This is a genomic window from Thalassoglobus neptunius (genome assembly GCF_007859735.1).
GTDB lineage: Bacteria > Planctomycetota > Planctomycetia > Planctomycetales > Planctomycetaceae > Thalassoglobus > Thalassoglobus neptunius.
Window position 1 is genome coordinate 410,307 of the sequence record NZ_SIHI01000001.1, and the last position, 24,517, is coordinate 434,823.

19 protein-coding genes are annotated in these 24,517 nt (G+C 52.4%); 11 read left to right on the forward strand and 8 right to left on the reverse strand.

What is annotated here, in order from left to right; translation table 11 throughout:
• Positions 1–41: 41 nt before the first annotated feature.
• Both KOR42_RS01575 and KOR42_RS01580 read right to left on the reverse strand, forming a co-directional pair.
• Positions 42–1,457: an arylsulfatase gene (locus KOR42_RS01575; RefSeq protein WP_146506866.1), complete on the reverse strand. Its 1,416-nt coding sequence runs from the start codon at positions 1,455–1,457 to the stop codon at positions 42–44.
• Positions 1,458–1,639: 182 nt separating this feature from the next.
• Positions 1,640–2,488 (reverse strand): sugar phosphate isomerase/epimerase family protein, encoded by an 849-nt coding sequence (locus KOR42_RS01580; RefSeq protein WP_146506867.1) that lies wholly within the window; start codon positions 2,486–2,488, stop codon positions 1,640–1,642.
• 217 nt (positions 2,489–2,705) lie between these two features.
• On the opposite strand from KOR42_RS01580, the gene KOR42_RS01585 reads away from it, so the two are divergent.
• Both KOR42_RS01585 and KOR42_RS01590 read left to right on the forward strand, forming a co-directional pair.
• On the forward strand, positions 2,706–2,912 hold the full coding sequence (locus tag KOR42_RS01585) for a hypothetical protein (RefSeq protein ID WP_146506868.1): 207 nt from the start codon (positions 2,706–2,708) through the stop codon (positions 2,910–2,912).
• Between the two features lie 363 nt (positions 2,913–3,275).
• Positions 3,276–3,905 carry an RNA polymerase sigma factor gene (locus KOR42_RS01590; protein ID WP_197440772.1) on the forward strand — a complete coding sequence of 210 codons (630 nt, stop codon included), beginning with the start codon at positions 3,276–3,278 and terminating at the stop codon, positions 3,903–3,905.
• 115 nt (positions 3,906–4,020) lie between these two features.
• On the opposite strand, the gene ruvA is transcribed toward KOR42_RS01590, so the two are convergent.
• Positions 4,021–4,656, reverse strand: coding sequence for a Holliday junction branch migration protein RuvA (gene ruvA / locus KOR42_RS01595; protein ID WP_146506870.1), 636 nt, complete (start codon positions 4,654–4,656; stop codon positions 4,021–4,023).
• A gap of 292 nt (positions 4,657–4,948) precedes the next feature.
• Here ruvA and KOR42_RS01600 point away from each other — a divergent pair, with 292 nt between their 5' ends.
• From KOR42_RS01600 to glpQ, 3 genes are all read left to right on the forward strand, one after another.
• Positions 4,949–6,649 (forward strand): FMN-binding protein, encoded by a 1,701-nt coding sequence (locus tag KOR42_RS01600; protein WP_146506871.1) that lies wholly within the window; start codon positions 4,949–4,951, stop codon positions 6,647–6,649.
• A gap of 183 nt (positions 6,650–6,832) precedes the next feature.
• A complete protein-coding gene (locus tag KOR42_RS01605; RefSeq protein ID WP_146506872.1) occupies positions 6,833–7,303 on the forward strand; it encodes a PEGA domain-containing protein in 471 nt (156 codons plus the stop codon).
• 232 nt (positions 7,304–7,535) lie between these two features.
• On the forward strand, positions 7,536–8,549 hold the full coding sequence (gene glpQ, locus KOR42_RS01610; RefSeq protein ID WP_261342037.1) for a glycerophosphodiester phosphodiesterase: 1,014 nt from the start codon (positions 7,536–7,538) through the stop codon (positions 8,547–8,549).
• 52 nt (positions 8,550–8,601) lie between these two features.
• Here the strand turns inward: glpQ and KOR42_RS01615 are convergent, their stop codons facing one another.
• Complete coding sequence (locus KOR42_RS01615) at positions 8,602–9,819, reverse strand: lactonase family protein (RefSeq protein ID WP_146506874.1); 1,218 nt, start codon at positions 9,817–9,819, stop codon at positions 8,602–8,604.
• Positions 9,820–10,038: 219 nt separating this feature from the next.
• On the opposite strand from KOR42_RS01615, the gene KOR42_RS01620 reads away from it, so the two are divergent.
• The 4 genes from KOR42_RS01620 to KOR42_RS01640 all read left to right on the forward strand — a co-directional run bounded on the left by KOR42_RS01620 (position 10,039) and on the right by KOR42_RS01640 (position 16,712).
• Positions 10,039–10,995, forward strand: coding sequence for a sugar phosphate isomerase/epimerase family protein (locus KOR42_RS01620; protein WP_231740585.1), 957 nt, complete (start codon positions 10,039–10,041; stop codon positions 10,993–10,995).
• 416 nt (positions 10,996–11,411) lie between these two features.
• A complete protein-coding gene (locus tag KOR42_RS01630) occupies positions 11,412–14,096 on the forward strand; it encodes a HEAT repeat domain-containing protein (protein ID WP_146506876.1) in 2,685 nt (894 codons plus the stop codon).
• 225 nt (positions 14,097–14,321) lie between these two features.
• Positions 14,322–15,692 (forward strand): tRNA modification GTPase, encoded by a 1,371-nt coding sequence (locus tag KOR42_RS01635; protein WP_146506877.1) that lies wholly within the window; start codon positions 14,322–14,324, stop codon positions 15,690–15,692.
• A 45-nt stretch (positions 15,693–15,737) separates the two neighbouring features.
• Positions 15,738–16,712, forward strand: coding sequence for a ribonuclease H family protein (locus KOR42_RS01640; RefSeq protein WP_146506878.1), 975 nt, complete (start codon positions 15,738–15,740; stop codon positions 16,710–16,712).
• Between the two features lie 102 nt (positions 16,713–16,814).
• On the opposite strand, the gene KOR42_RS01645 is transcribed toward KOR42_RS01640, so the two are convergent.
• The 3 genes from KOR42_RS01645 to thyX all read right to left on the reverse strand — a co-directional run bounded on the left by KOR42_RS01645 (position 16,815) and on the right by thyX (position 20,851).
• A complete protein-coding gene (locus KOR42_RS01645) occupies positions 16,815–18,281 on the reverse strand; it encodes a sulfatase family protein (protein ID WP_146506879.1) in 1,467 nt (488 codons plus the stop codon).
• 198 nt (positions 18,282–18,479) lie between these two features.
• Positions 18,480–19,898, reverse strand: a complete 1,419-nt coding sequence (locus KOR42_RS01650; protein WP_146506880.1) for a zinc-ribbon domain-containing protein — start codon at positions 19,896–19,898, stop codon at positions 18,480–18,482.
• Between the two features lie 32 nt (positions 19,899–19,930).
• Complete coding sequence (gene thyX, locus KOR42_RS01655) at positions 19,931–20,851, reverse strand: FAD-dependent thymidylate synthase (RefSeq protein ID WP_146506881.1); 921 nt, start codon at positions 20,849–20,851, stop codon at positions 19,931–19,933.
• Positions 20,852–21,055: 204 nt separating this feature from the next.
• Here thyX and KOR42_RS01660 point away from each other — a divergent pair, with 204 nt between their 5' ends.
• Positions 21,056–22,300 carry an FAD-binding oxidoreductase gene (locus tag KOR42_RS01660; protein ID WP_197440774.1) on the forward strand — a complete coding sequence of 415 codons (1,245 nt, stop codon included), beginning with the start codon at positions 21,056–21,058 and terminating at the stop codon, positions 22,298–22,300.
• A 109-nt stretch (positions 22,301–22,409) separates the two neighbouring features.
• Positions 22,410–23,474, forward strand: a complete 1,065-nt coding sequence (mtnA, locus tag KOR42_RS01665) for an S-methyl-5-thioribose-1-phosphate isomerase (protein WP_146506883.1) — start codon at positions 22,410–22,412, stop codon at positions 23,472–23,474.
• Between the two features lie 417 nt (positions 23,475–23,891).
• On the opposite strand, the gene KOR42_RS01670 is transcribed toward mtnA, so the two are convergent.
• Positions 23,892–24,509, reverse strand: a complete 618-nt coding sequence (locus tag KOR42_RS01670; protein ID WP_146506884.1) for a hypothetical protein — start codon at positions 24,507–24,509, stop codon at positions 23,892–23,894.
• Positions 24,510–24,517: the final 8 nt, after the last annotated feature.

Consider the following 24,517-nt stretch of genomic DNA (forward strand, 5'->3'; position numbering starts at 1 on the left):
TCACATTGATTTCATTGTGTGAGGTCAAATCTCACAAGAGTTTAGTTCGATGCTTCATCAGGAAACAGCGGGTAATTGGAACTCGGTGTGTGAGACTGATCCATGATCGCAGTCAGTTCTTTGACGAGATCGGGATGATCTTTGGCCAGATTGTTTTGTTCAGACACGTCCGTGTCCAGATTGTACAGTTCCGGAGACGTCGGGTTGGCTGTGCTGACTTTTCGTTGCACGAGTTTCCACGGGCCTTTTCGCAGGGCACGTTTTCCCTGATGTTCGGTGAATTCCCAGTACAGGAAATCGTGTTCGTCCTGCTTGTCTGACTCGCCGAGAAGAGTTGGAAGGAATGAAATTCCGTCGACGTAATTGGGAACGGGGACTTCTGCGATTTCAGCAACTGTGGGAAGAATATCCTGAAACGCAGAAAGGTGATCGGTTGTTGTGTCAGGGCGAATTTTATTGGGCCAGCGAACGAGAAGGGGGACTCGGATTCCACCTTCGTAGAGATCACGCTTTTTGCCCGTGAGATGGCTGTTAGAATCGAAGAACTCCATGATGTGACCTCCCTCCTGATGAGGCCCATTGTCGCTGCTGATCAGAACGAGAGTGTTGTCATCAATTTCGGACTTCTTGAGTTGATCGAGCACGCTTTGCACGGATCGATCGATGTTCTGCATCATGGCTGCAAATCCTTTTTCCGGACCGGGCCAGCTTTGGTCGGCGTAGCTTCCGAAGTCCGGGACTTCCATTCCTTTTTCCGGTGAAGGATTGTCTCGTCCCCCTTCATTATTGGTGTGCGGGACGTTCAATGCGTAGTAGAGGAAAAACGGCTGGTCATCACTGGCGCTGATATAGTCGACGACTGCCTGGCTAAGAATCTCGGGCGCGTAATCAATTCGGGTCACAGCGACGCCGCGGCCATCTTGCCCCCGGTATTTTTCCATCACGACATTTCGGAGAGGGATTTCTTCGCCGTCACGGACGAGGAACTCGGGATAGAAATTGTGGGCGTGCCACATACTCACATAACCGAAGAAGTGATCGAACCCGTTCCGGTTTGGATCGTCGAGGGGAATTCCGGCACCGACGCCCCATTTGCCGATACAAGCTGTTCGATAACCGGCCTGCTGCAAGACTTCGGCAATCGTCAGATCCTCAGGGAGAAGTGCTCCCTCGCTGTTGCCACGGACACGGGCGTGACCGGAGTGTTTGCCCGTCAGCAGAACGCAGCGTGAAGGAGCACAAACCGTGCTGCCTGCGTAAAACTGCGTGAACTTCATGCCTTCCTTGCGGAACTGATCGATCGCGGGAGTTTTGAGGAAACCCGGGTCGTAGCAACTGAAGTCACCATACCCAGCATCGTCCAGAAGAATGAGAATGATGTTGGGCTGCGCGAACGCATTTTGTGTGAGGAAAATGCTGAGCAGCGTGAAGCAGAGCGCGATGTGAAGCCGTTTCATTACCCGTGCAAGCCTTTAGAGCGTTGAGTGGATCGTTGGTGATTTCGGATGTTGACCTCAATCGAGAATCGATTTTGCAAGTTATGAAATCGGATCGTTGTTGAACACAACGATCCGATCAACGACAAAAACGACCAAACGAAGTGTTGAGACGAATTCTCGAAGCGAGGCCAGAGTTCGGTCTACAGAACCTTCGAGCGAATCTCTTCGAGCAGACGGACAGCGGCGCCGACGTCTGCTTTTTGTTGTTCGCGGTCTTCAGGAATTTCACGTTCGATGGTGAGTGGACCGGTGTAGCCGATTTCCTTCAAAGTGCGAAGGTATGTTTCCATCCCGACGTCTCCCTGACCGAGTGCGACTTCCTGGCCCCAGCCAGTTCCTCGTTCACTTTCGGGAGCCCATTTGCCGTCTTTGCAGTGGACGCTTCGGACGAGATGGCCGACTTTCTTCAATGCTTCAATGGGATCGCCAGTGCCGTAGAGAATCATGTTGGCGGGATCGAAGTTGATAAACAAGTTGTCGCGTTCGACGTCTTTGATGAACTCAAGCAAATGGTCGGCGGTTTCCTGACCGGTTTCGAGGTTCAGGCTTTGACCGTTGGATTTCACGTGGTCGAGAAGTTCTCTCGTGACTGTGAGCAGGTCCTTGTAGTCGTCTCCGTTACGATCTTCCGGGACGAATCCGATGTGCAGGGCGACGGTGTCCACATTCAGCTGCTTCGCGAAATCGGAAATCTCTTTCATTTCCTGAAGCCGCGCCTGTCGCGTTGCCTGAGGAACGAGTCCGACGGTGCGAGCGCTTTCCGCAATGCTGGCGTAGCTCTCTCCATCGAATCCGCCGAACACGCAAGTGATTTGTATTCCAGCTGCGCTGGTTTCGGCCAGAAAGTTTTTGGCGGTTTCTTCTGTTCGCGTTGCTTGGTGCGGCGCATGAATCTGAACAGTGGGGATGTTCAGTTCCTGGACAACATCCAGCCGAACACCAAGACCGGCGTCGACAGATGTAAACACTCCGATTGGCCATGAACTCATTGAATCTTACTCCTCAGCATCATACGGCTTTTCGACACGGAACATCGGGGTCAGAGCGCACGTCCCGGGGACAATGGATCTCTTTTCGATTGTTGTCTCACGAGAGCGAAACTTATCCAGTTCCGGTATTCATTTTGAATCGAAAGCATAGCGAGTTTTGTGAACGTGGACCAATGCACAGAACAGGTCGACGACATCATCAGCGGGACAGTCCAAAGTGGGCACTCCAAACGCGATCGGTTATGCAACAGGGCAAAGCTGCCCAGTTGAGAGAAGCGAGCCGATTGCCCGGGATCGAGAGTCGATGGCAATCGGAAGCGATGGCGAAATGGGAGAGAAAGCGATCCGGGGGCTGGGAGATCAACGAGAACACGCATCGATTTCGATCTCACCCTTTGCCCTTGCAGGTGAGACAGGTGACTGAATTGTCAACAAGCTCGGTGCGTACTCTCGTTGGATGACCGATTGACCATTTTTGTTGCGTCACGCCAGTGTCGCGTAGTCAACCTTCAGCCCCCGGACGACCCGCCCCAGTTTCAAAGTACGAATGTCTACGGTGGAATCATTTCACAATTGTGATGCGAAGTGCTGGAGCAAGGACCTCACTAATCTCTTATGTAAGGCGTTACGCGAAACGGGGTGAGATCACCAAATTTTTGCAGTTTCAAACGAAATCTTTCCGCCGAAACTGACCTTAAAACGTTTTTTATAAACAGGTTGCATCAAGTTTTTGCTCTCGACTAGAATTTCTAAAACGACATACTGACCAGTGAATGGAAAACGTCAATTGGTTCAGAGACTAACTACTGTTGGGTTGATTGCCGGAATTCAGGCGCGAAAGAATGACGCCTGGATTCGAATGACAACTCTCTTCGGACCGCTGGTTCACAAATGGATTCACAGAACAGGGCTGCAATCTGCTGATGTGGCCGACATCTCGCAGGAAGTCTTTCAAGCTGCGGTCGAATCAATCGATCGATATAAACACTCGCCGGAGAAACACGGTTCGTTTACCGGGTGGCTGTTCGGGATCACGCGAAACAAGATTCGCGATTTCTTTAATCAGACAAAGAATGAGCCGCTCAAAGTCGATAGCAGGATTCTTGAGAACTGTTGGGATCCGAAGTCGATTGTCGAAGACGAAGTTCCGGAGAGTTCGATCCAGAATGCGGTCGTCGGAAGGGCGCATTCAGCTGCCAAGAGAATTCGAGGCAACTGCGAATTGCACGTTTGGCAGTCTTTCTGGCGTGTTGTGGTCAACGGAGAATCGGCCGTTGCTGTTTCAAAAGATCTTGAGTTGACCCCCGAAGCAGTCCGGCAAGCTTGTCATCGAACCGTCCGTCGGATTCAGGACGAACTCTCCAAACTGGAGAAGGAATTCGAAACTCCCGACACGTTCGCGGATGCACTCGACTGACGATTCATACACTCTCGGCGGATGTGCACTCGGTGTGAGAGCAGCTTCTCTCTTCGAAGATGATCGTATTCGAAAGCGGTCGCACTCAGATTGCGACCTTCGCTTCCGATTCGCGTCAATCGTCTTCCGGTCGTTGTTGGGAGTAAATCTGTTGGAGCAGGTCCTCGACCGATTTGAATTTCTTCTTGGAGCTTTCCGATGCTCGTTCGATTTTCTCTCGAGCGTCCTGTTGCGAGTGCCCAAGAGCGAGAAGTGCTTGAAAGCCCTCGCTGAGGACATCCTGATCTTCTCTCGGATCTCCATTCTCAGTTTGATCGACGAGCAGTGCGAACTTGGCCATTTTTCGCCGGAGTTTGGCGACGATCCGTTCCGCGACAGCAGGTCCGATTCCGGGAAGAGTGCTGAGCTGTTTGATGTCCTGTTCTTCAATGGAAGTGGCCACTTCCTGAACTGGGCGAACCATGGCCTGGAGGGCTTTGCGAACTCCGACTCCGTCGACCTGACAGATCAACTCAAAGAATTCTCGCTCCGCTCGATGAAGAAACCCGACCAGCCGGGGAGTGAGGCGACCTTTCTGAGGATTGCCGTCCAGATACTGGATAGTCATCAAGGTCACTTCCTGATCCAGCTTCGTTTGCAGATGTCGGCGGACGAATTCAGGAATGAGCACCTGATACTCAAACGCCCCGATTTCGATTGCTGCTTCCTGATCGTGCAGGTCGCAAAGTTTCCCGGTGATCTTCCGAATCATTACTGAGTGCCATCCTTGAAGTTCGACGTTCAGGCTGCATGCTTTCACCGGCAGCTTGATTGATTTTGGTGATGAAGTTTAGCAAGGTTTGTGTGATCTGTCTGTCTCTGAGATTTTCAGAACGAAAAGGACGTGTGGGTTGGAGTGTTGCCGATCAGTCTGCTGTCACGCAGAATGAGAAGGCGTCGTTCATCTTCGAATCCAATGATTAGTAACAATCAATTTTCGTTCACTCCCTCCTCTCTTCGCTCGGCCAGTTTTGAATCTTCCCATCATCGAAAAATCGGATTCAGTGCTTCCCTCACGCTGGTGGGTTTGGGGCGTTCACGGATTTCGTGTTTTGTTGTTCGCCGCGACGCTCCTTGCAATTCATTTTCATTCGAAAACTCGATCGCAATTCACGGAGCCGACGCAGCTGGAAGTCGCCCCCGAACGTCTGACGCAATGGTTTTCAGACGGAGTGATTGGCGAATACGATGCTGAGACCGGATTGTTTGACGTGCTCGATGCGTCGGGAGAGGTCGTTGGACATGTGACGATGACTTCTCCGCAGGGAGATCAATCAATCGGGTTTTCCGGGCCGACGAATGTTCTCGTGGCGTTGGATCGCGATCTTGAAATTGTCGGGCTGGATGTTCTGCAAAGTCGAGACACTCGCGAACACGTCGACGTTGTGCTCGGTTCCGAAGAGTACTGGAACCAGTTTTTGGGCACGAAATGGAATGATGTGGCTGAGCTTCCTCGCGTTGATGCGGTGTCCGGAGCTACTTTGACAAGCTACGCAATCGCGGAAGCACTGTTCGCTCGGGCAGGGGGGAGTGCACCTCGATTGAAGTTTGATCAATCGCTCGGGTTGGATGATGTCTCGGAACTTTTTCCCGAGGCAGCGACTTTGACTGCTCGAGAGGATCAGAGTTCACGCTGGGACATTCGAAATGATGCTGGCGAACTCATCGGCGAGGTTGTGAGTACTTCTCGCTTTGCCGAGTCAGTGATCGGTTATCAAGGTCCTTCGCAGACGCTCATCGCACTTGATCCAAATGGATTGGTTATTCGATTCGTGTTGCATGACAGCTACGACAATGAGCCGTACACGTCATATCTCAACGACGACTGGTCGTTTCCGGAACTCTTCTCGGGAATGACACTGGAGCAAGTGAGTAGCTATGACCTTGAAGCGGAAGGTGTGGAGGGAGTGAGTGGGGCGACGTGGACGAGTATGGCTGTTGCACGGGGGATTATTGAAACAGCGAGCCAACTCGAACGGCTCAAGCACGAATCGAGTGTTCCCTCAGAATCCCGATCAGAATGGGGAATTTCTGCGCGAGACTTGTGGACATTGGGATTTCTGGTCGTCGGAACTGGTTTGGCATTTTCGCCGCTTCGAGGGAACGGCTGGATTCGTGTCGTTTATCAGATTTGTCTGGTGGTCTATCTCGGTTTTATCAATGGAGATCTCCTCTCTCAGGCGATGCTCGTCGGGTGGGTTCGACATGGGCTTCCCGGAATCTCAGCCGCCCGCTTGATCGTCATGGCAGGAATTGCGTTTTCTGTCCCGATTCTGACGAAGAGGAATGTGTACTGCTCTCATCTGTGTGCGTATGGAGCGATTCAGCAACTGGTGAAAAATCGCTTGCCTTGGCAGATTTCCATCAAGAAGGGATTTCGCTCGTGGGTCCGATTTCTGCCGGGAGTTCTGTTGGCTTGGGTGGCGATTGTGACGCTCTTCGACTGGCCCTTCAGTCTGGTCGATATTGAACCGTTCGATGCATTCGTTTTTCAGATCGCGGGAACGGCAACAATTGCCGTTTTTGTCGGTGGGCTGATTGCTTCTTTATTTGTTCCGATGGCTTATTGCCGGTATGGGTGTCCGACTGGAGGATTGATTGAATATTTTCGCAGAAGCCGGAGAAGTGATCGTCTCGGCTGGGGAGATCTGCTTTCCGTGGCTGTTTTCCTGTTTGCAGTCAGCCTGCTGATCTCAGACGGGTAAATTCTTTCGTTTCAGTCACTCACGCAATGCGGTTCGAAACGCTGTTTGAGCTGTAATCTTTTTGAAAACAGGGGCTTACGGTGTTTGAGAATTCCTCTTGGTGAAAAACCGGGGGCCGAGCTAAACTCTCGGCGCGTTATCGTCCTTCCCCATGCGTAGTCACGCACAACCGACAACTCGGTCATGTTTTCCCCTCCAACACACTCTCTGAAACCGACACCCGCGTCGCCGTGCAATCGACTGGCGATCCTGGGATTGTGTCTCATTGCGTCGCTTTGGAGTTCGGGGTGTGTCAGTCGTCGGATGACAATTCGCTCGAACCCTCCGGGAGCCTTGGTCGAAGTTGACGGGAAACGTATCGGGTTGACTCCCGTTTCGATGGACTTTGACTACTACGGAACGCACGAAATTTCGCTCTCTGCTCCGGGCTATGAGACGATGCGTATTCATCAGCCGGTTGAAGCTCCGTTAGGGCAACGTGTTCCGATTGACTTCTTTACGAACCACTTCCTGTTCGGGCATGTCACGGATCGGCACGATTTCACCTACAATCTGGCACGTCGTCGAGAACCGATCGATGAGGAACTCAATCTGATCGATCGCGGACGAAATTTCCGTTCACAAGCTCAAATCGGCGGTGTCGCTCAGCCGTAGTTCTTCGCACGGCATCCGGGGATTCGTCTGAGAAGTTCAGAGGCTTCATTCATCTTCAGTGGGTCTGTCTTTGTTATCTTTCGATGAATGCTGCGCTTCCTCGTGTGAATCTCTTCAAACCAGAATTGAAGATGCTCTAATTGTTGTGGCCAGACTTTCGGATTGAAGAATCCGGTCTCGCACGGATGCTTGCCGCATCGACCTTCTCGCCAGAGTTCAAACGAAAACAATCTTGTTCAAGGAAAGCAGAATGGCCCGCGTTCGACAGGTTCAGGTGATTGCACATCGTGGAGCGTCCGGGTATCTGCCTGAGCATACACTTGAAGCGAAAGCCATGGCCTATGCCATGGGGGCCGACTATCTGGAGCAGGATGTCGTTCTCTCGAAAGACAACATTCCGGTTGTGCTGCATGATATTCACCTCGATACCGTCACCGACGTTGCCGAGCGATTCCCCGATCGAAAACGTTCCGATGGTCGTTTCTATGCGATCGATTTCCTGGCGGAAGAAATTCAATCGCTCCGCGCTTCTGAGCGGTTTCACCATAAAACCGGGAAAGCTATTTTCTCCGGGCGGTTTCCTCCTCACACCGGAACATTTCAAGTCCCAACGCTTGCCGATGAAATCGAACTGATTCAAGGATTAAACAAGAGCACAGGGCGGAATGTCGCGATTTATCCTGAGCTCAAACAACCGGAATTCCATCACGAAGAAGGAAGAGACCTTTCGAAAGTTGTCCTCGATGAACTCGCCAGATTCGGCTACACCTCGAAGTCATCGCCCGTCATTGTTCAATGCTTCGACGAAATGGAACTCAGGCGAGTGCGAGAGGACCTCAATTGTGAACTGACGCTTGTTCAATTGTTCTCCGCTGCAAAATGGATGACTCAGAGAGATGCAGTCGATGAACGTCGAAAGCGGCTAGCTGTCGTCGCTGAATACGCGGATGGAATTGGTCCATCGATCGATGCCATTTTCCTCGAAGATCCACTCGGCGGTGTTCCGATCAGTTCGAGTTTGGTTGTCGATGCTCACGCGGCGGACTTGATTGTCCATCCCTGGACGTTTCGCGCGGACGCGTTTCCGTCGATGTTCCAGTCGTTCGCCCAATTGCATCAGGCAGCAGTTCTGGCGGGCATTGATGGTGTGTTCAGTGATTTCCCCGATCAGAGTGTGATGTACTTTGAGAACCTTGCCGCTGAGAAAGGTCGCTGTACAAGAATGGCCGAAGCCACTGCACCTTGATTGATCATCAAAGTGAGTGGCTCCTGACGAAGCGAAACTCGCACGAAGTGATTTACTCAGCCGGGATCATTCTCACGCAAACCGGAGTCGGAACATTCACGACATTGCCTGTCGGTTCGAGTGAGCCGTCCTCTTGACTGATGCGGAAGACGACGATTGTGTCCGAGTTTTGGTTGGCTGCAAGAAGAAACGTTCCGGTGGGATCGATTCCAAAGTTTCTTGGAATTTCTCCCTGTGTCGATGTGTGTCCGATGGGCTCAATCGTTCCGTCGTCTTGAATGCGGAACCCAGCGATGCTGTTGTGGCCACGATTCGAGACATAAACAAACTTGCCGGATGGATGGACGAGAGTTTCGGCCGTGGAATTTCCTTCGAACTCTCCTTCATCCGGCAGCGTCGATTTCGTCATCAGCGGTGACAGTTCTCCACTTTCGGGATCATACGAATAAGCTGTGAGTGACGAACTCAGCTCGTTATTGCTGTAAGCGTAATTGCCGTTTGGATGAAAACAGAAATGTCGTGGCCCATCACCCGGTTTGGTGCTGACCGAAGGTGGCGAGTTCGGCGAAAGCGTTCCCGTTTCCGGATTGAGCTGATAGACGAGGAGTTTGTCGAGCCCAAGGTCAGCGACGACAACACGCTTGTTGTTTGCGTCGATGTTCGCCGAGTGGGCATGAGGAGCTTCCTGTCGTCGGGGATTGATGCTGGACCCGATGTGTCCAATAAATGACGTGATTGCATCGAGCGATCCATCTTCCAGAATCGGCAAGCTCGCGACGCTTCCGCCTCCATAATTGGCGACGACCAGACAGCTCCCGGTCTTGTCGACAACCAGATGACAGGGCCCCGCTCCACCGGTGAGTTGGTTGTTCAGCTTGGTTAAGTCACCCGTTTCGGAGTCCAGCTTGAAGGAGGTCACTCCCCCCACTTTCTGGCCACGTGGGCCGGGCAGATCGCTGACTTCGTTGACGCAGTACAGAAATTGATGATCCGGACTGATCGCGACAAATGATGGATTGGCCAGTTCGGCGGCGAGTTTTGGTTCGCTGGGCTTGCCTGTCTCCATGTCGAGAGTGAACGTGTAAATTCCCTGGCTGTCACCGCGTGTATACGTTCCGACATAGACGCGCATTGGTGAGCTCTCCTGAGCGGCAGCGACGGATGGCAAAAGGCAGCAACTCAGGATGAGGCTGGCGATGACTGGCTTGCCCCATCGGTGTTGGAAACAAAGTCTGGCCACGGATTGAGGATGACGTTCGATTCGCTGCATGCGAACTCCTTCGTTATGGAGGTAGAAAAAACGCGTGCTTGGAGAAAATCAGTTGTTGCCATCTGACACAATTCTCAGCCTCTGTTCAATGCAGTGGCCAAGTCGGGGAGCTACAATTCCGACCGTCGGTTTTGATTGGCAAAAAGGTGATTGTCTAATTTTCAGATGGCTCAGGCTGGATTCCCTTTGCAGAAATTGAAAGAGGTCGCGGATATGAAAATGACACGTCGGACATGCTTGACTGGCTTGAGCGGAATCGCCGCAGCCGGATTAGTGTCATCGCCGGGAACTGTTCACAGCCACGAGACGACATCAGAGAAGAAAATTCGCTTTTGCCTGAATACCAGTACGATTCGAGGACAAAAACTGCCGCTGGAAGAGGAAGTCGACCTTGTTTCTGAAACGGGTTACGACGGCATCGAGCCATGGATTCGGGAAATCGAAACCTATCAGCAGTCAGGCAAGTCTCTGTCCGACTTGAAGAAGAAAATTGCTGACAAAGGGCTTCAAGTAGAGAGTGCGATCGGGTTTGCTCGGTGGATCGTCGACGATGCCGGAGAACGCGAAAAGGGGCTTGAGCAGATGAAGCGTGATATGGAACTGGTCAGTTCCATTGGCGGAACGCGCATTGCGGCACCTCCAGTCGGGATGCACGGACAAGATTCCGCCGCCCTCGATCTCTTCGCAGCTGCGGAACGATATGCGGTTCTTCTCGAATTGGGGCGAGAGATGGGTGTGACTCCGCAAGTGGAAATTTGGGGGCCGTCCCGAAATCTCTCTCGATTGGGAGAGGCGGTCTTCGTCGCAGTCGAAAGTGGAGATCAGGATGCGTGTGTCCTGCCGGATGTCTATCACATCTTCCGTGGGGGCTCAGATTTTGAGGGCTTGAGTTTACTCAACGGTTCGGCGATTCACTGCTTTCACTTCAATGACTATCCCGCAACACCGGACCGGGAGAAGCTGGGAGACGGAGACCGGGTTTACCCCGGAGACGGTGTGGCTCCGTGGCAGCAGCTCGTTGACATTCTCGATCACATCGGGTTTGCAGGAGCCGTCTCGCTGGAATTGTTCAATAAGAGCTATTGGGCGGAAGATCCACGACAGGTTCTTCAAACCGGATTGAGCAAAATGAAAGCAGTTTTCCAATCACATTCTCATTCGGAATCCGCCTCGTAATTGCGGTCTCGTTCGATTCAGACATGTGACTGCCTTCCGAATGAAATGCGATTTTACGTGAGAGATGGAGTGGGATGAACATTCCTGTGACATTGCCAACGCTCTGTCACACCTGCAGTCATTTACGGATTGTGGTGTCCGGATCCGGTTCGCGATTTTACTTGTGCGAAAACTCCCAACGGGACAAAAAATTTCCGCGCTACCCTCGTCAACCGGTTCTCGAATGCGATGGCTGCACGTCCGTTTCCGACTCCGCAGAACAGAAACGTTTGAACGGATGATCGCGTGTTTCTGAGAGGAGATCTCGGCGACTTGGGCAATCGACGAGAAATTCGCGCAGAAATTTTCGATCCTTCTGGTCTACAATACTGAGACCAGACTTCCTCTCAGATTCTTGACCAGTCGATGTGGTGTTAATGAGACGCTCGCCATTTTCATTGTTGTTGCTGATCCATCTCCTGGTGACTTCCGGAGGAATTGGGGCAGCCGACGATTCGACTCCGCAGGCCCAGGGAAACTTCGAACAGGTCAAGCTGTCAGAAGTTCTGGAAGAAATCGACCGAATCCGAGCGTTCCCCGGTGCGGCTGACGTTCAGGATCGGGGCGAGTTGTCGATATGGGTCAATCAACTCGATCTCGGGGCGGTCAATTCATTCGACAGCGGGACCAATTTCTATCTGACCTGTCGTATTCATGTGATCAATCAAGGTGCAGAAGCTGTCGTTGTCGAGAGCGATAAAGTGACTCTCTCTGCGTGGGGACAAACGTATTCGATTCATGATGTTTCCGAACAACGCGGGATTCTGACGGTCCTCATCGGAGGAGAACCGGAATCGGTTCGAAATATTGAGACCCCGCCGGAAATCGAAGTCGCCCCCGGTGAAGCAGTCGCCTTCTGGGCGGTCTTCACGAACCTCCAACGTGTCCCGACGATCGGAGCGATGAAACTCGAACTGCCCGTTCAGGATCGTCCGACGATCACTCACAATCTTCGCACAGAACAAGAATCTCGGCTCGGACTTCGGAGCGAAACACTTGGTGCCGCCAATTCGCTTGGAATGCTGACCATTTTCGGAGAACTCAATTCGATCAATGCACAAGACCTGATCGATGCAATTCAGCAACTGATTGACTCAGGCACCCGGCGATTCCTTGTTCGCTGGGAGAGTGGCGCTGATGAAGTCGAAGAGAACCTGTTGGATTGGCTTTTGTTCACCGCAGCGAATCCCGGTCAGACGCGGAGTGTTTATCAATTCATGCCGCAACTGCCGGAGTTTGAACAACTCGTTTGTGCAGAGATTCCGGAAGAGAACGTTCCCGAATTTCAATTTGATGACGATTACGCTTCCGTTCTGTTTGAACACTCCGAAGAAGCTGCGGATGAAGTTTTGCGTCCTCTTTACGAAGTGATGGGACCGCGTTTCATTGGTGAAGAAATTCGGACGGGGCATCCACTGTCGCGATCCGCGGCACTGCACGTGTTGAGTTCGCGACGCGACACAGCAGCGTTTCAAAATTTGTTCCCGACTCTGCTGAGGCTTTATGAGTCAGGCAATGAAAGTGATCGACGGAATGTCCTGCTGGCGATGAGTCAGCAAACCGATCCTCGCGCGTGGCAGCTTCTCACGGAAGTCGCGACTCAAGGAAACTCCCGGGAATCTATTGCGGCCTTTCAGGCAATGTTGCGATCGAATCATTACGGAATGGTCCGCGAAGTACGTCAGCTTCTTTCCGAGGACGCTTTTGAGATTCCACTCGAACAACAGATTGAAATTCTCAGTGCCAATTTTCGTCCTGAATGGACGCGATTTCTGGCAGCGAGTTTCGAAGACGACAACGAACTGGTTCGAGCAGCTGCGTTGAAGAGTCTGGTCGATGTTGGTCATCCCAGAATCATGGAAATCCTCGAGAAGGCGTTGGCTGATTCGTCAGAAGACGTCCGGTTGATTGCGTTTGAAGCACTGGCTTCTCGGGGAGATGTTGTCAGCAATCGCATCGCTCATGAATACGCCCTCGAAATGCTGTCTGAGGGGAAGGCGTCCGCATCGGTGATGTCGATCATCGAGGACAACCGTGATACACGGGCAGCGACGGTCATTGTCGATCGGATCAATATAGACAGTTCTCAACGACTGCAGCTGATCAATTTGTTGGGAACAGTCGGAGATGATGAAGATGTGAGGCAGTTGTTCCCACTCTATGAGGAATTCACTCCCGACGAACAAGCGGCCCTTTTGAATCTCGTCGATCAACTCGAACTCCCCGAAATTGTCACGATGAGCAAACTCGCTTTGGAGTCCGAGCACCAGGACGTTCGACGGACCGGGATTGCGATTCTGACACGTTTGGGCAGCGACGAAGCGACGGAAACACTTTACGAATGTCTATACGAAGCTGACCCCTCGGAACTTTCCATCATTTGTGCGGCGATTGGACAAATCGGAACGATGCACGCGAGGGATCTCTTACGGGAATTTCGTTCGGAAATGTATCAAGAGAAGAATGATGAAGGGCTGAGCGCAGCCCATGCTGGATTGTACTTCTGGGCTCGCAATTCCCCTGCGTGGAATTCCATCGACTCAGCTTATTATCACTCACAGATGGAGAATTCCGAGAACGCTCTGAAGTACTTTCAACTCGCTGCCGAAATCGACCCGGAACTCGGAACGGCGTTTCATGGAAAAGGGAATGCTCTGTTGAAGCTGAAACGCTTCGACGAGTCCAGAGAAGCTTACAAAATCGCTCTCGAACTCGACGACTTCGACGGGCAGGCGATCACCGGACTGGGCATTGTAATGGCGATTCAGGGGGAGACTGAGGCAGCGGTTGAATTAGCACTTGAGTCGATCGACAAGTTTCCGAAAGACAACGTTTATTATTACAACACCGCATGCGTTTATGGGCGTGCCATTGAATACCTGAGAAAACAGCCGCAGACGAAAGACGTTCGCGAGACGATCAGTCAATACGAACAGGCAGCGATTGAAAAGCTGCGAGAATCGATTGAATTCGGATTCGAAGAATTTGACCTCATGCGGAAAGACCCGGATATTGATGCACTTCGAGAGGCCCCGGGATTCGATTCATTAATTCCGAACTGATCTTCAGCTGTCTCGTCGGGTTATTCGAAGCAGTAATTCCCAGCGCTTGCGTCCCCGGAATTGTTCGGCGAAAAGGTGTGTCGACGGAATCGGTTTTTTAAAGACTCCGAATCTTTAAAACGGTCTTCACGACCTCATACGATAAAGTCGGATGAAGATCCGGATGAACCGCACAAGCGAGTGCATCGTTAAGAGTAACAAGATTAAGAAAATGAATGTCGAACGATGACTGTTGAGGGAGCGACAGACGGAACAATAGCTGCGATCGCCTCTGCCCCCGGTCGTTCGCAACGTGGAATTATCCGTGTCAGCGGCGAGAACACGTTGGACGTCATCGAACAATTAACGCGGCAGAACGGTTTTCATCCCCGTAATCCACAACGATATTCGCGGAACGTTTTACTCGGAGACTCTGAACTTCAGTTGCCGGTCGATGTGTATCTCTGGCCGACGAATCGAAGCTTCACAGGCGAACCTCTTGCGGAAATCCACTGTGTTGGTTCGCCGCCACTGCTGAATGAAATCCTCGAGCAAGTCTTCGCCTTGAATGTCAAACCGGCTCAGCCGGGGGCCTTCACTCTGCGAGCCTTTCTTTCCGGTCGTATTGATCTTCTTCAAGCGGAAGCTGTGCTGGGTGTGATCGATGCCGGCAACTCCAATCAATTGGAACGCGCGCTCCAGCAACTCGCTGGAGGAATTTCTACAAAGATCGCCGAACTCCGCGAAGAGCTTTTGATTCACCTCGCTGATCTCGAAGCGGGGCTGGACTTTGTTGAAGAGGATATCGAATTTGTCGAGCGGGAAGTCTTCTTAAATCGCATTGACCATTCGATTGCGTTTCTCAATCAACTTCTGACGCAATCACTGGATCGCATGGAGAGTGTCGGCCTTCCGAGGGTCGTTCTGGCAGGGCTCCCGAATGCAGGTAAGAGCGCCTTGTTTAATGCGTTGTTGAAGAGCGAACGTGCGCTCGTTTCTAAAGTCGCTGGGACGACGCGTGACTATCTTTCATGCGAACTGACATCCGGAAGAACATCGTTCACTTTGATCGATACAGCCGGTTGGGAAATTGGACGCAATGCGATTGAGCAGCAAGCGGGAAGTCAGCGGGCCGATCAGTATCGGCGGGCGAATCTGGTGGTCTGGTGCGAAGCGGTTGATCTGGCTGATCAAGAGTTGGAAACAAACTCTGAACTTCTGGAGGAAGTCAATCAGTCGGGAGTTGCAGTTCTGAGAGTGAAGACAAAGGCAGACTTGTTGCCGGGCGATGCTGTTCTTGCCGAAGCCGAGCTAGTTGTTTCGGCCTCGAAGAGTCTTTACTTGAATGAACTGTTGCAACGAATCTCGCAACAGCTGTCAACGTCTTCAGATGAAGTAGAACTGCTGGCGTCAACGTCGGCACGCTGCCGCGAAAGTTTGAGCAGAGCAGTCGAATCGCTTGAGAGGACGCGAGAGATGATGGCTTCAGGGGCAGGCGATGAACTCATTTCCATGGAACTTCGTGAGTCGCTGGATCATCTCGGGAGGATTGTCGGAGTCGTCTACACAGATGACATTCTCGATCGAGTGTTCAGTCGATTCTGTATCGGGAAGTGACCTCCGTTCGGGGATGGTGAGATTCTGACAGACGGGATGAAAAGCGTGCGTACGAATGGTTGCGGTTGTTTTATTGGACTCGATGAGGCGGGTTATGGGCCGAATCTTGGTCCGCTGGTGATCGCGACCTCGGTTTGGGAGACGCCTGGCTCTCCGGATGGATGTGATTTTTATTCGTGTCTGGGGCAGGTGATTGATTTGAAGGCCTCTTCGGATTCGTCGCGAATTCAGGTCGCCGATTCCAAACAGGTGAATGTCGGCAAGAACGCTTTTCGAAATCTGGAACGCTCAGCGCTTAGCCTTCTTCGATCGACGGGAATTCAGCCGACGACGAACCATGAGCTTTGGCGCGTTTTGTGTTTAGGCGATGAGACTTCGGCGAATGACTTCGAAAATTCACTCGCGGATTGGGAACGAGGTTCGATCACGATTCCAGTTGAGGCTGACGAAGATGACATCGCGGAGATGGCAGATCGGCTCAGCAACTGTTTTGCAGAGCAGGGGATTGTCTGTCAGGAATTTGTCGCTCAAATTGTTCCGGCAGCGAGATTCAATCGACTACTCGATGAACACGGGAGCAAGGGAGTTGTGCTGTCGACGCTTGGGGTTCAACTTCTCCAGTCGGTGTGGGATTCGGAGTCCATCACGCCAACTGTCATCGTGGGAGACAAGCACGGCGGGCGGAATCGCTACGATGGATTTATCGAGGGGATTGTCGGTGATGCAATGATCTTCCGAATTGAAGAAGGCCGCCAGATGAGCCGGTATCGAGTCGGTTCGACTGAGCTTCGATTTCAAGTGCAGGGGGAACGTCATCTCCCCGTTGCAGCTGCATCGATTGTTGCGAAATACTTTCGGGAACTCGCAATGATGCAGTTCAACGAATACTGGAAAACGCACGTCCCGGAGATTCGTCCTACCAAAGGGTACCCGACGGATGCCCGTCGATTTCTGAAGGACATCCAACCGGTACTGACTGAGTTGGAATTGAATCTCGACGACTTGTGGCGTCGTCGCTAGAGCAACTTGCTCTTTCCTGTGCACTCGCTTGCGCTGTTCCACAAGATAGAAGGCTGTGCTTGCTCGTGCACATCGAATCAAAAAATGCTTTAAGTCTGCGGACTATTTCCGCTTCCTGCTTTCGTACTCAGCGATTGGTTTGGTTCCTTCTTCGGTCAGAAGGGGATCATCCGTTTCCTTGCGCCAGTTCATCAATGCGTCCTGCATTCGGGCGAGTTCCGACTGATACTCAGGCAACTCTGCAAGGTTTCGGAATTCCCAGGGGTCAGCCTGCAAGTCGTAGAGTTCAAACTCGGTGGGGTTGGCATAGGTTTGGAAGGCTCGCTTTACTTCCGCGGGGACGGAGTCTTGCTGGCTGAACCGGGCAGCTTTGTCGCCATCGATTCCCTGGTTAGGTTTTCGCGATCCCGCAAGAAGATTGTGAATCAGTTTGAACCGTTGATCGCGGATCGCTCTTCGCGGGAAGAATGGAGTCGACCCGTGATAGTGAAATTCGCCAGCGAGGAATGACCGCCATGATGCGTCATCTCCAGTCAAAACTGGTTTGAGTGATTTGCCTTGAAGATTTTCAGGCTGGTCGAGGGAAGTCGCATCGAGGATCGTTGGCAGAATATCAACGGTACTGACGAAAGATGATGATCGCGGAATCTGCTCCATTTGCGGCCACGAAACGAGGAATGGAACGCGCAAGCCAGCTTCGTAGCATGTCGTCTTGCCCCGGTCGAACGGAGGACCGTGATCGCCGACGAAGATGATCAGCGTGTTGTCTCGCTTTCCGGAGTCTTCGAGTTTTTGCATCAGCAACCCGATGCCGTCGTCGACTCGGAGCACGGTGTTGTAGTAACCGGTGACTCGCTTCATCTGTTCGGGTGTGTCGATTTGTTGAAACGGAAACGGCGGAACTTCGCCAACCTGCTTCGGAGTCTTGGGATGTCCCTTCAGTTGGTTCGGGAAATACCGTTCGCTGCTTTGTCGACTCGATCGTGCAACGTGTGGGTCGGTGTAATTCACCATCAGGAAAAATGGTTCTTCTTCATTCATGAAGGGAGCTACGGTGTTCGCAATCTTTTCAACGTCGCGGCCATCGACTCGGTAGCGATTATCAAACGGAAAAGAAGATTCGGGACCGACGTGAAGCTTCCCGATAATCCCGGTGCGATATCCCGCTTTCTTTAAGAGGACGGGGATTGTCTGCTTCTGGACGAAATCATGAAGTTGAAACCCGACGTCGGCGTTGAGGAGGCCGTATTGACCGTTTGTGTGCGGATACATTCCCGAGAACATGCTGCTGCGTGACGGGCTGCAGGATGCTTGAGTGACGTAAGCTGTCTCGAAAAGTGTTCCAGATTCAGCGAGTCGATCGAGATTGGGGGTTTCGATTGCTGTGTCACCATAGCAACCAAGTTGAAGGCCAAGATCGTCTGCGGTGATCAGGAGCACGTTTGGACGTTCGTTGGCGGTCGCTTCTTTGAGATGCGACAAGCAAGCGAGTGTGAATCCCGCGAGGAGCAGCAGGGTCGAACGGGAAGCCAACTTTCCAATTCGGCAGGAAATGAAAGACAACAACATGTGATGTGCTTTCTGTGTTGATGGAGATCGGTGGAGGGATGGTGCTCGCGTCTCCGCAGTCTGACGAGGTCAGACGACGGCACTGTGAAATCCAGTCGACACGAACGATTGTCATTCTGCGCAGAGACTGACGGATTCACAAGGATTGATGAGTCTTGATTCCCAGCACGAGGGGAGAAAGTTTGAGAGTGCCCGCACCTACGGAAGTGGAATTCCCCCGGGAAGAGCCATGTCGTCAGGCTCGTCGTCCCAGAAATCCTCGTCATCGTCGTACTCGTTGTCACTCAATTCGATTCCGAGGATGGAGTCGACTCGCCGTTCCAGCATTGGGGTAAAGAACTCCATCTCATCAGCGAAGTCACGTGTGATTCCGCTGTTGATGGAGAAGTCTCCGTAAAACTGACTTCCGCTGCTGCCCAGGCTGATGGAATTGAGAACGTCTTCCATTTTGTAAACGAAGGAACGAGCCTGGACTGTCAGCACGAAAGCCATGTTTTCGAGGTCTTGTTTCTGAGCTTCTAACGCTTCCTTAGCAAGCCGGATCCCTTCTTCTCCTTCTTCGACAGCCTGCTGAGCACTGGCTGCGTCTCCAAAATCGACAGCGAATTTTCCGGTGATTTCATTTCGAAAATTGAAGATGAGAAGAGTATTGAGCACGGACTCGGAATCGATCGAGGCGTCTTCCGAAAGAAACTGACTTGGATCGGCACCGAAGTTGGCGTCTGGTGAAATTGATCCCATGACGAGATGGCCGTAGGAGGGCAGAAAAGAAAACTGCTCAGCGACAGCACAGACACCATTCGCGTCGATGGACTTTTCAATCATGTGTCTTCGACCGACGACGAGGGAGTGTTCGTCAGCAAGCATTCGGGAGAAGCCGTCAGCATGATCGAAGATCGTCTTGCCAGCATAAGATGACGGAGTTACTTCACCTTTCATGGTGGAGGGATCGATCGGTGATTTCGTGCGGACCAGCACAATCGGAGTCGTCTCAGTGGCTGATGTGCCGACGACGATCGAATCGATCTGATCGACCTCAATTCCCGAGAGCGTTCGCAAACGCGTTTCGAGTGTCCGCCAGAATTCACTCCCGCGAACAGGTCGAAGAACTGCTGACTTCCAGACGTCGTCGACCTGCAACTCGACATAGCTTTCCATGTCACTTGGAAGCCAGGCGAACCGTTCCTCGTCGACAACTCCCAGCGATGTTGCTGCCAGGTACAATGCGCCGATAATCAGACTGAGCATGAGCAGCCCGCCCCCGATGATCGCGATGAGTACGCCAGCCGGGAGTTTGTCCGAGTCTCTTTTCTTTCCTTTGCCCTTTTTCGATTTCTTTCCGGAAGACTTTTTCCCGGTCGATTTCGATTTGCTGGGTTTTACCGTGGGAATCGGTGTCCCATAGTCTTCCCACTCATCGTCCAGGATTTCATCGGAGTTGTCGTCGAAGAAGCCTCCGTCGTCCCATTCTTCATCGTCGGAGGTCGAAGAAGCGAGACTGGCAACGAAGACTTCGCGACACTTCGGGCACCGCACCTTCGTTCCAAGTCTCGATTCGTCCTTCAGATTGAGCGAAGCTTCGCATTGCGAACACTTGACCGTCGGTGACTTTGCCATGATAGCTGGTCCCTGTGGGGGAGGAGGTGACGTCAACCGTTCTCAGAAGTCTTCGCAAGTAGTCCCATCTGCGTGAGTTTCTGTCGACACTCGTCTCGTTCACGCGACCGGCTTAATTCTTTCCACGACGGATGCTGGCATTCCAGAAAAACCGCCAGGTCGTAAGGAGCGGTCAATTCATTCGCCGAAGCATATTCGTTGAGTCGCTGAATTACTTCGACATCCAACCCGGTCAGGAACATGGCGTTCTGGCGATAGTCCTGAAATGCTTCCCAGGCGATGGGGAACAACGGTTGAACGATCTTTTCTCCGATCGTCGTCGCGTACTGTCGGATTTCCAGTTGGGCGTGCGAATCCATGCGGAGTGCAAGAAAATGCAACAGGTTGTGAAGGTCGACTTTCCAGTATGCTTCCGTGTATGTCGACAGCGGCAGGTCCTTGCGTGCCTGTTCCCGGGCGATGCCAGCGTCGATTCGCTCTTGATAAAGCTTCCGTGAGGCCGCCTGAAACTCTGCCTCTGCCGCAGTCAGTTCGGCCCCGGCTTTCTCGTCGAGAAACCCCGCGCTGCCTTGTCGGTTGACAGTGGCCTGAGTTCTCCACTCGTCGGGAGCAGTGGTCTGAGCTGAGTCGATGGCGACGGAATAGCGGGTGCTGTATTCATTCACGTTCGCGGTACGGTGACGAATCCACTGTCGCCAGCAGTCCATCGGAGAGCGGACGAGCAGTTTGATTTCTGCCATCTCGAATGGAGTCGTGTGTCGATGACGCAGAAGGTAGCGGATCAGCGTTCGGTCGTCTGAAACTTTTCGTGTTCCAGCACCGTAGCTGACTCTGGCGGCCTGGACGATAGACCCGTCATCTCCCATGCAGTCGACCAGACAGACGAAGCCGTCATTGAGGACCGGAAACTTTTCCCATCGAAGACGATCAATTTCAGAAGCGTTCGCAGACATGGATTTCCTTATGGCTGCATCGCGCAGCAGGGCAGTAAGTATTCAAAACCGGATTATGGGTTGCTTCTATCCTGCTTTCAATGTTCGGTTCTTTGCGATTCTCGTGCTTTCGGAATCTTCATTGATCGGTCACACTTGAACTCTGCAGGTCCAGTAGTCATTGTCTCAGGTCCGAAATCCCGTCACTCCAGCAGAATTCTCGCCGTGTCTGATTCCGAATGGACCCCGACAACTGTCGCCGAATTGAGTCGATTGATTGGCGAAAACGCCCGTGCTGATAGATGTCCCATTGTTCCCGTTGGGGGAAGAACCGCTCTGGGCATCGGGGGGCGAATTGTAACGGAACCCCAGTATCTGTCGACGATTGAGTTGAATCAAGTTCTGGACTATCCCGCCCGAGATATGACGGTCACCGTCGAGTCGGGGATACGCATGGACAGGCTGCAGGAGGTGCTGCGGGAGCAAAATCAAACTCTGCCCATCGAGACAGCCCATTCTTCCCGAGCAACACTCGGCGGGGCGGTTGCGTCGAATGCGTGCGGCCCCTCCCGGTTTGGAAACGGAACCTTTCGCGATTATGTGATTGGGATTTCGGCGGTCGATGGCCGGGGACGTCTGTTTTCGGCAGGAGGCAGAGTTGTCAAGAATGTCGCCGGGTATGACCTCGGCAAGCTGTTGGTCGGGTCCCTCGGGACGCTCGCTGTGATTACAAGTGTGACGCTCAAGCTTCGCCCGCTTCCGGAACAGAAGCGATTCGTCATTGCAGCAGTTTCACCGGGAACGATCGAACCGGTGCTCGCTCAACTTAACAAGTCTGCCACGCGTCCAGTGGTTTTAGATGTGTTGAACGCAAAGTGTGCGTGGCAAATTCAGCGGGAATTTCCTCGCGAACTGCCCGAAGGTGTTTCTCTCGTGTGGCTGGGATACGAGGGAGCTGAGTCCGAAATCAATTGGCAAATCGAAACTGTTCGAAACGAACTGAACAACTTCTCTCCGATCGAAGTGATTGTTCCGGAGGAAGACGAAGTCGAGAAAATGTGGACGGCGCTCGTGGAATTTCAGACCACGTCGGACGATCCCGCGACGTTTCAGGCTCAATTACTTCCGAGTCGATGTGAAATGTTCTTGGATCTCTGCACGAAGCACAATGTCGCGGCGCAGGTTCATGCTGGAGATGGTGTGGTGATCGGCCATTTGTCCGATGAACATTCGAGTCTCGACGCGGCGAAAAACGTTGTGACAGCTTTGCGGCGTTTCGCTGAAGACTCGAGTGGAGCGTTGACAATCTTGTCTTGCGATCCAGACTGGAAGCAAGAGTTGTCGGTGTTCGGTCGCCTTCCAGCGAGTTGGAAGTTGATGGAAGAAATCAAGAAAAAACTCGATCCCGATTCGGTCTTCAGTCCGGGACGGTTGTTCGATCACGAAACAAATCACGCACAAAAAAACTGATCGCGGCAATGACTTTGATGCTGGCGAAGAACAGAATCGCTCGAAGTTTAATCGTCCGATGATGTCTCAATCATTTTGAAGAGTGCGAAAGCAGTTAAAGAAGAGAACGATGACGACTCCCCCAAAAACAATGCGATGGAACGGCGGCCCTGACGGATGGTTGACGATGATCGACCAAACGCTTTTGCCGACCGAATTCAAGGAAATCAACTGCAAGACCGTCGAAGAAGTTTGGGAAGCGATCAAGATGCTTCGGGTTCGTGGCGCTCCCGCGATTGGATGTGCCGCCGCGTATGGCGTCATCATCGGAATGCAGCAGAAGATCGATGCATCGTCAATCCGCGACGAGTTTGATCGTCGGCTCAAAGAAGTCACAGAATATCTTGCGACAAGTCGGCCGACAGCTGTCAACTTGTTCTGGGCACTCGATCGGATGCAGGATGTCAGCCTCGAGAATCCCTCTCTCTCGCCTCAGGAAATGCATCAGCGACTTCTCGAAGAAGCGATGGCGATCGAAGAAGAAGATCGCGCCATGTGTGCAGCGATTGGTCAGCATGGGGCCAAATTGATTGAGAAAGGGACAAGCATTTTGACTCACTGTAATGCTGGCGGGCTCGCGACCGCAGGCGACGGAACCGCACTGGCTGTGATGTTCGCCGCAGCTGCGCAGGGGAAAGAGATTCAGGTTTACGCAGACGAAACGCGACCGCTGCTGCAAGGGGCGCGACTCACAACCTGGGAGCTTCAGCAGCGAGATATTCCAGTCACTCTCATCTGTGATTCCATGGCTGGGCAAGTCATGAAAGAGAAGCGAATTCAGGCGGTCATTACCGGGGCAGATCGCATCGCAGCCAACGGCGACGCCTGTAACAAGATCGGAACGTATTCCGTGGCGCTGCTCGCGAAAGCACACAACATCCCGTTTTACGTCGCTGCTCCTTCAAGCACCTTCGACCTGTCTCTGGCAACGGGTGACGAGATTCCCATCGAGGAACGACAACCTGAGGAAATCACCAACGGGATGGGCAAGCAGACAGCTCCCGAATCGACCCGGGTTTACAACCCGGCGTTCGACGTCACCCCCGCAGAACTGATTTCCGCAATTATCACCGAACACGGGATCATTCAACCGGTCACAACGGAGCAGGTGCGATCACAAATTGAAAAGACCTGATCGCTGAATTGACTCTCCGGACGATTGAGTGAACAATTGAATGAGACGCCTGAATGATGTGTTCTGCGAGATCCTGTTCTCGCAGCTTCTCAGAATCGATAGCTGTGTGATCGTTGAAGGAGAATCTCTTGGTCGACTGGCAAAGCGTCATCTCAATCGCGATTGTTTTTCTCGCAGTGATGATTCTCTGCCGTGAGATCTATCAGTTCTTCACAAGCCATTCCGGCGGCGGATGTTTCGGCTGTTCGAAATGCTCCAGTTCACGTCCCGATGAGAATTCCGGCGATCTCGTGCAACTCGATTTTGCCCCCCGATCGTGGACACACTAGTTCTGATGAAACGCAGAGAATCTCCTGGTGAGACAGCTTGAAGTGCTCTCGTGTCTCGACTGCGAACTCGAACCTGTCGAGAAACTCTCTATTGATCTTGGTTGTTGCTCTGGGCATGCAGAAGCAGATACGTGAAACGCTGTTGGTCGTCCTCTGAGAGTTGTTCGCTCGCTGAGATCAGTGTCACCTGACCGGGTGTGACGCTGACATTCGTCGACAGAGACAGCGAGACTGTGCGCGGGCTTTGAAGGTCTTCCACTTCATCGTTGTAGTCGAGCCGGGTCTGCTCGAATTCGAGTTCGAAGTTGATTTGATCTTCAAAAACTCTGGGAATGAAGGAGACGATCGTCCCGACGTTTTCAACGTTGTAAACTTTTTGAGCACCTCCGGGCGTCTTCGTCATCCCGCTGACGACGCGTTCTTTCGCTCCAATCTGGACCACGGATCGAAGTCCTTCGTCGGACGTTGTGCGCACCCGAGTCAGGTGTTTCAGGTCTTTCGAATTGGTCGCGTCTTCGACGACTTTGAGAAGACGATTCCGGTCAAGTTTTTCATCGGTGAGCTTGGGACTCTGATTGGTCGTTTCGAAAAGTGTAAATTCGACCGTTATCAGTTTGCTGGTCTCCTGACCCCAACCTTGCGGGGCACAGAGCAATAGAAAGAGCAAACAGTAGCAGGCCCGAATGGTCTGTTTATGTTTCCGCATCGGTCGAC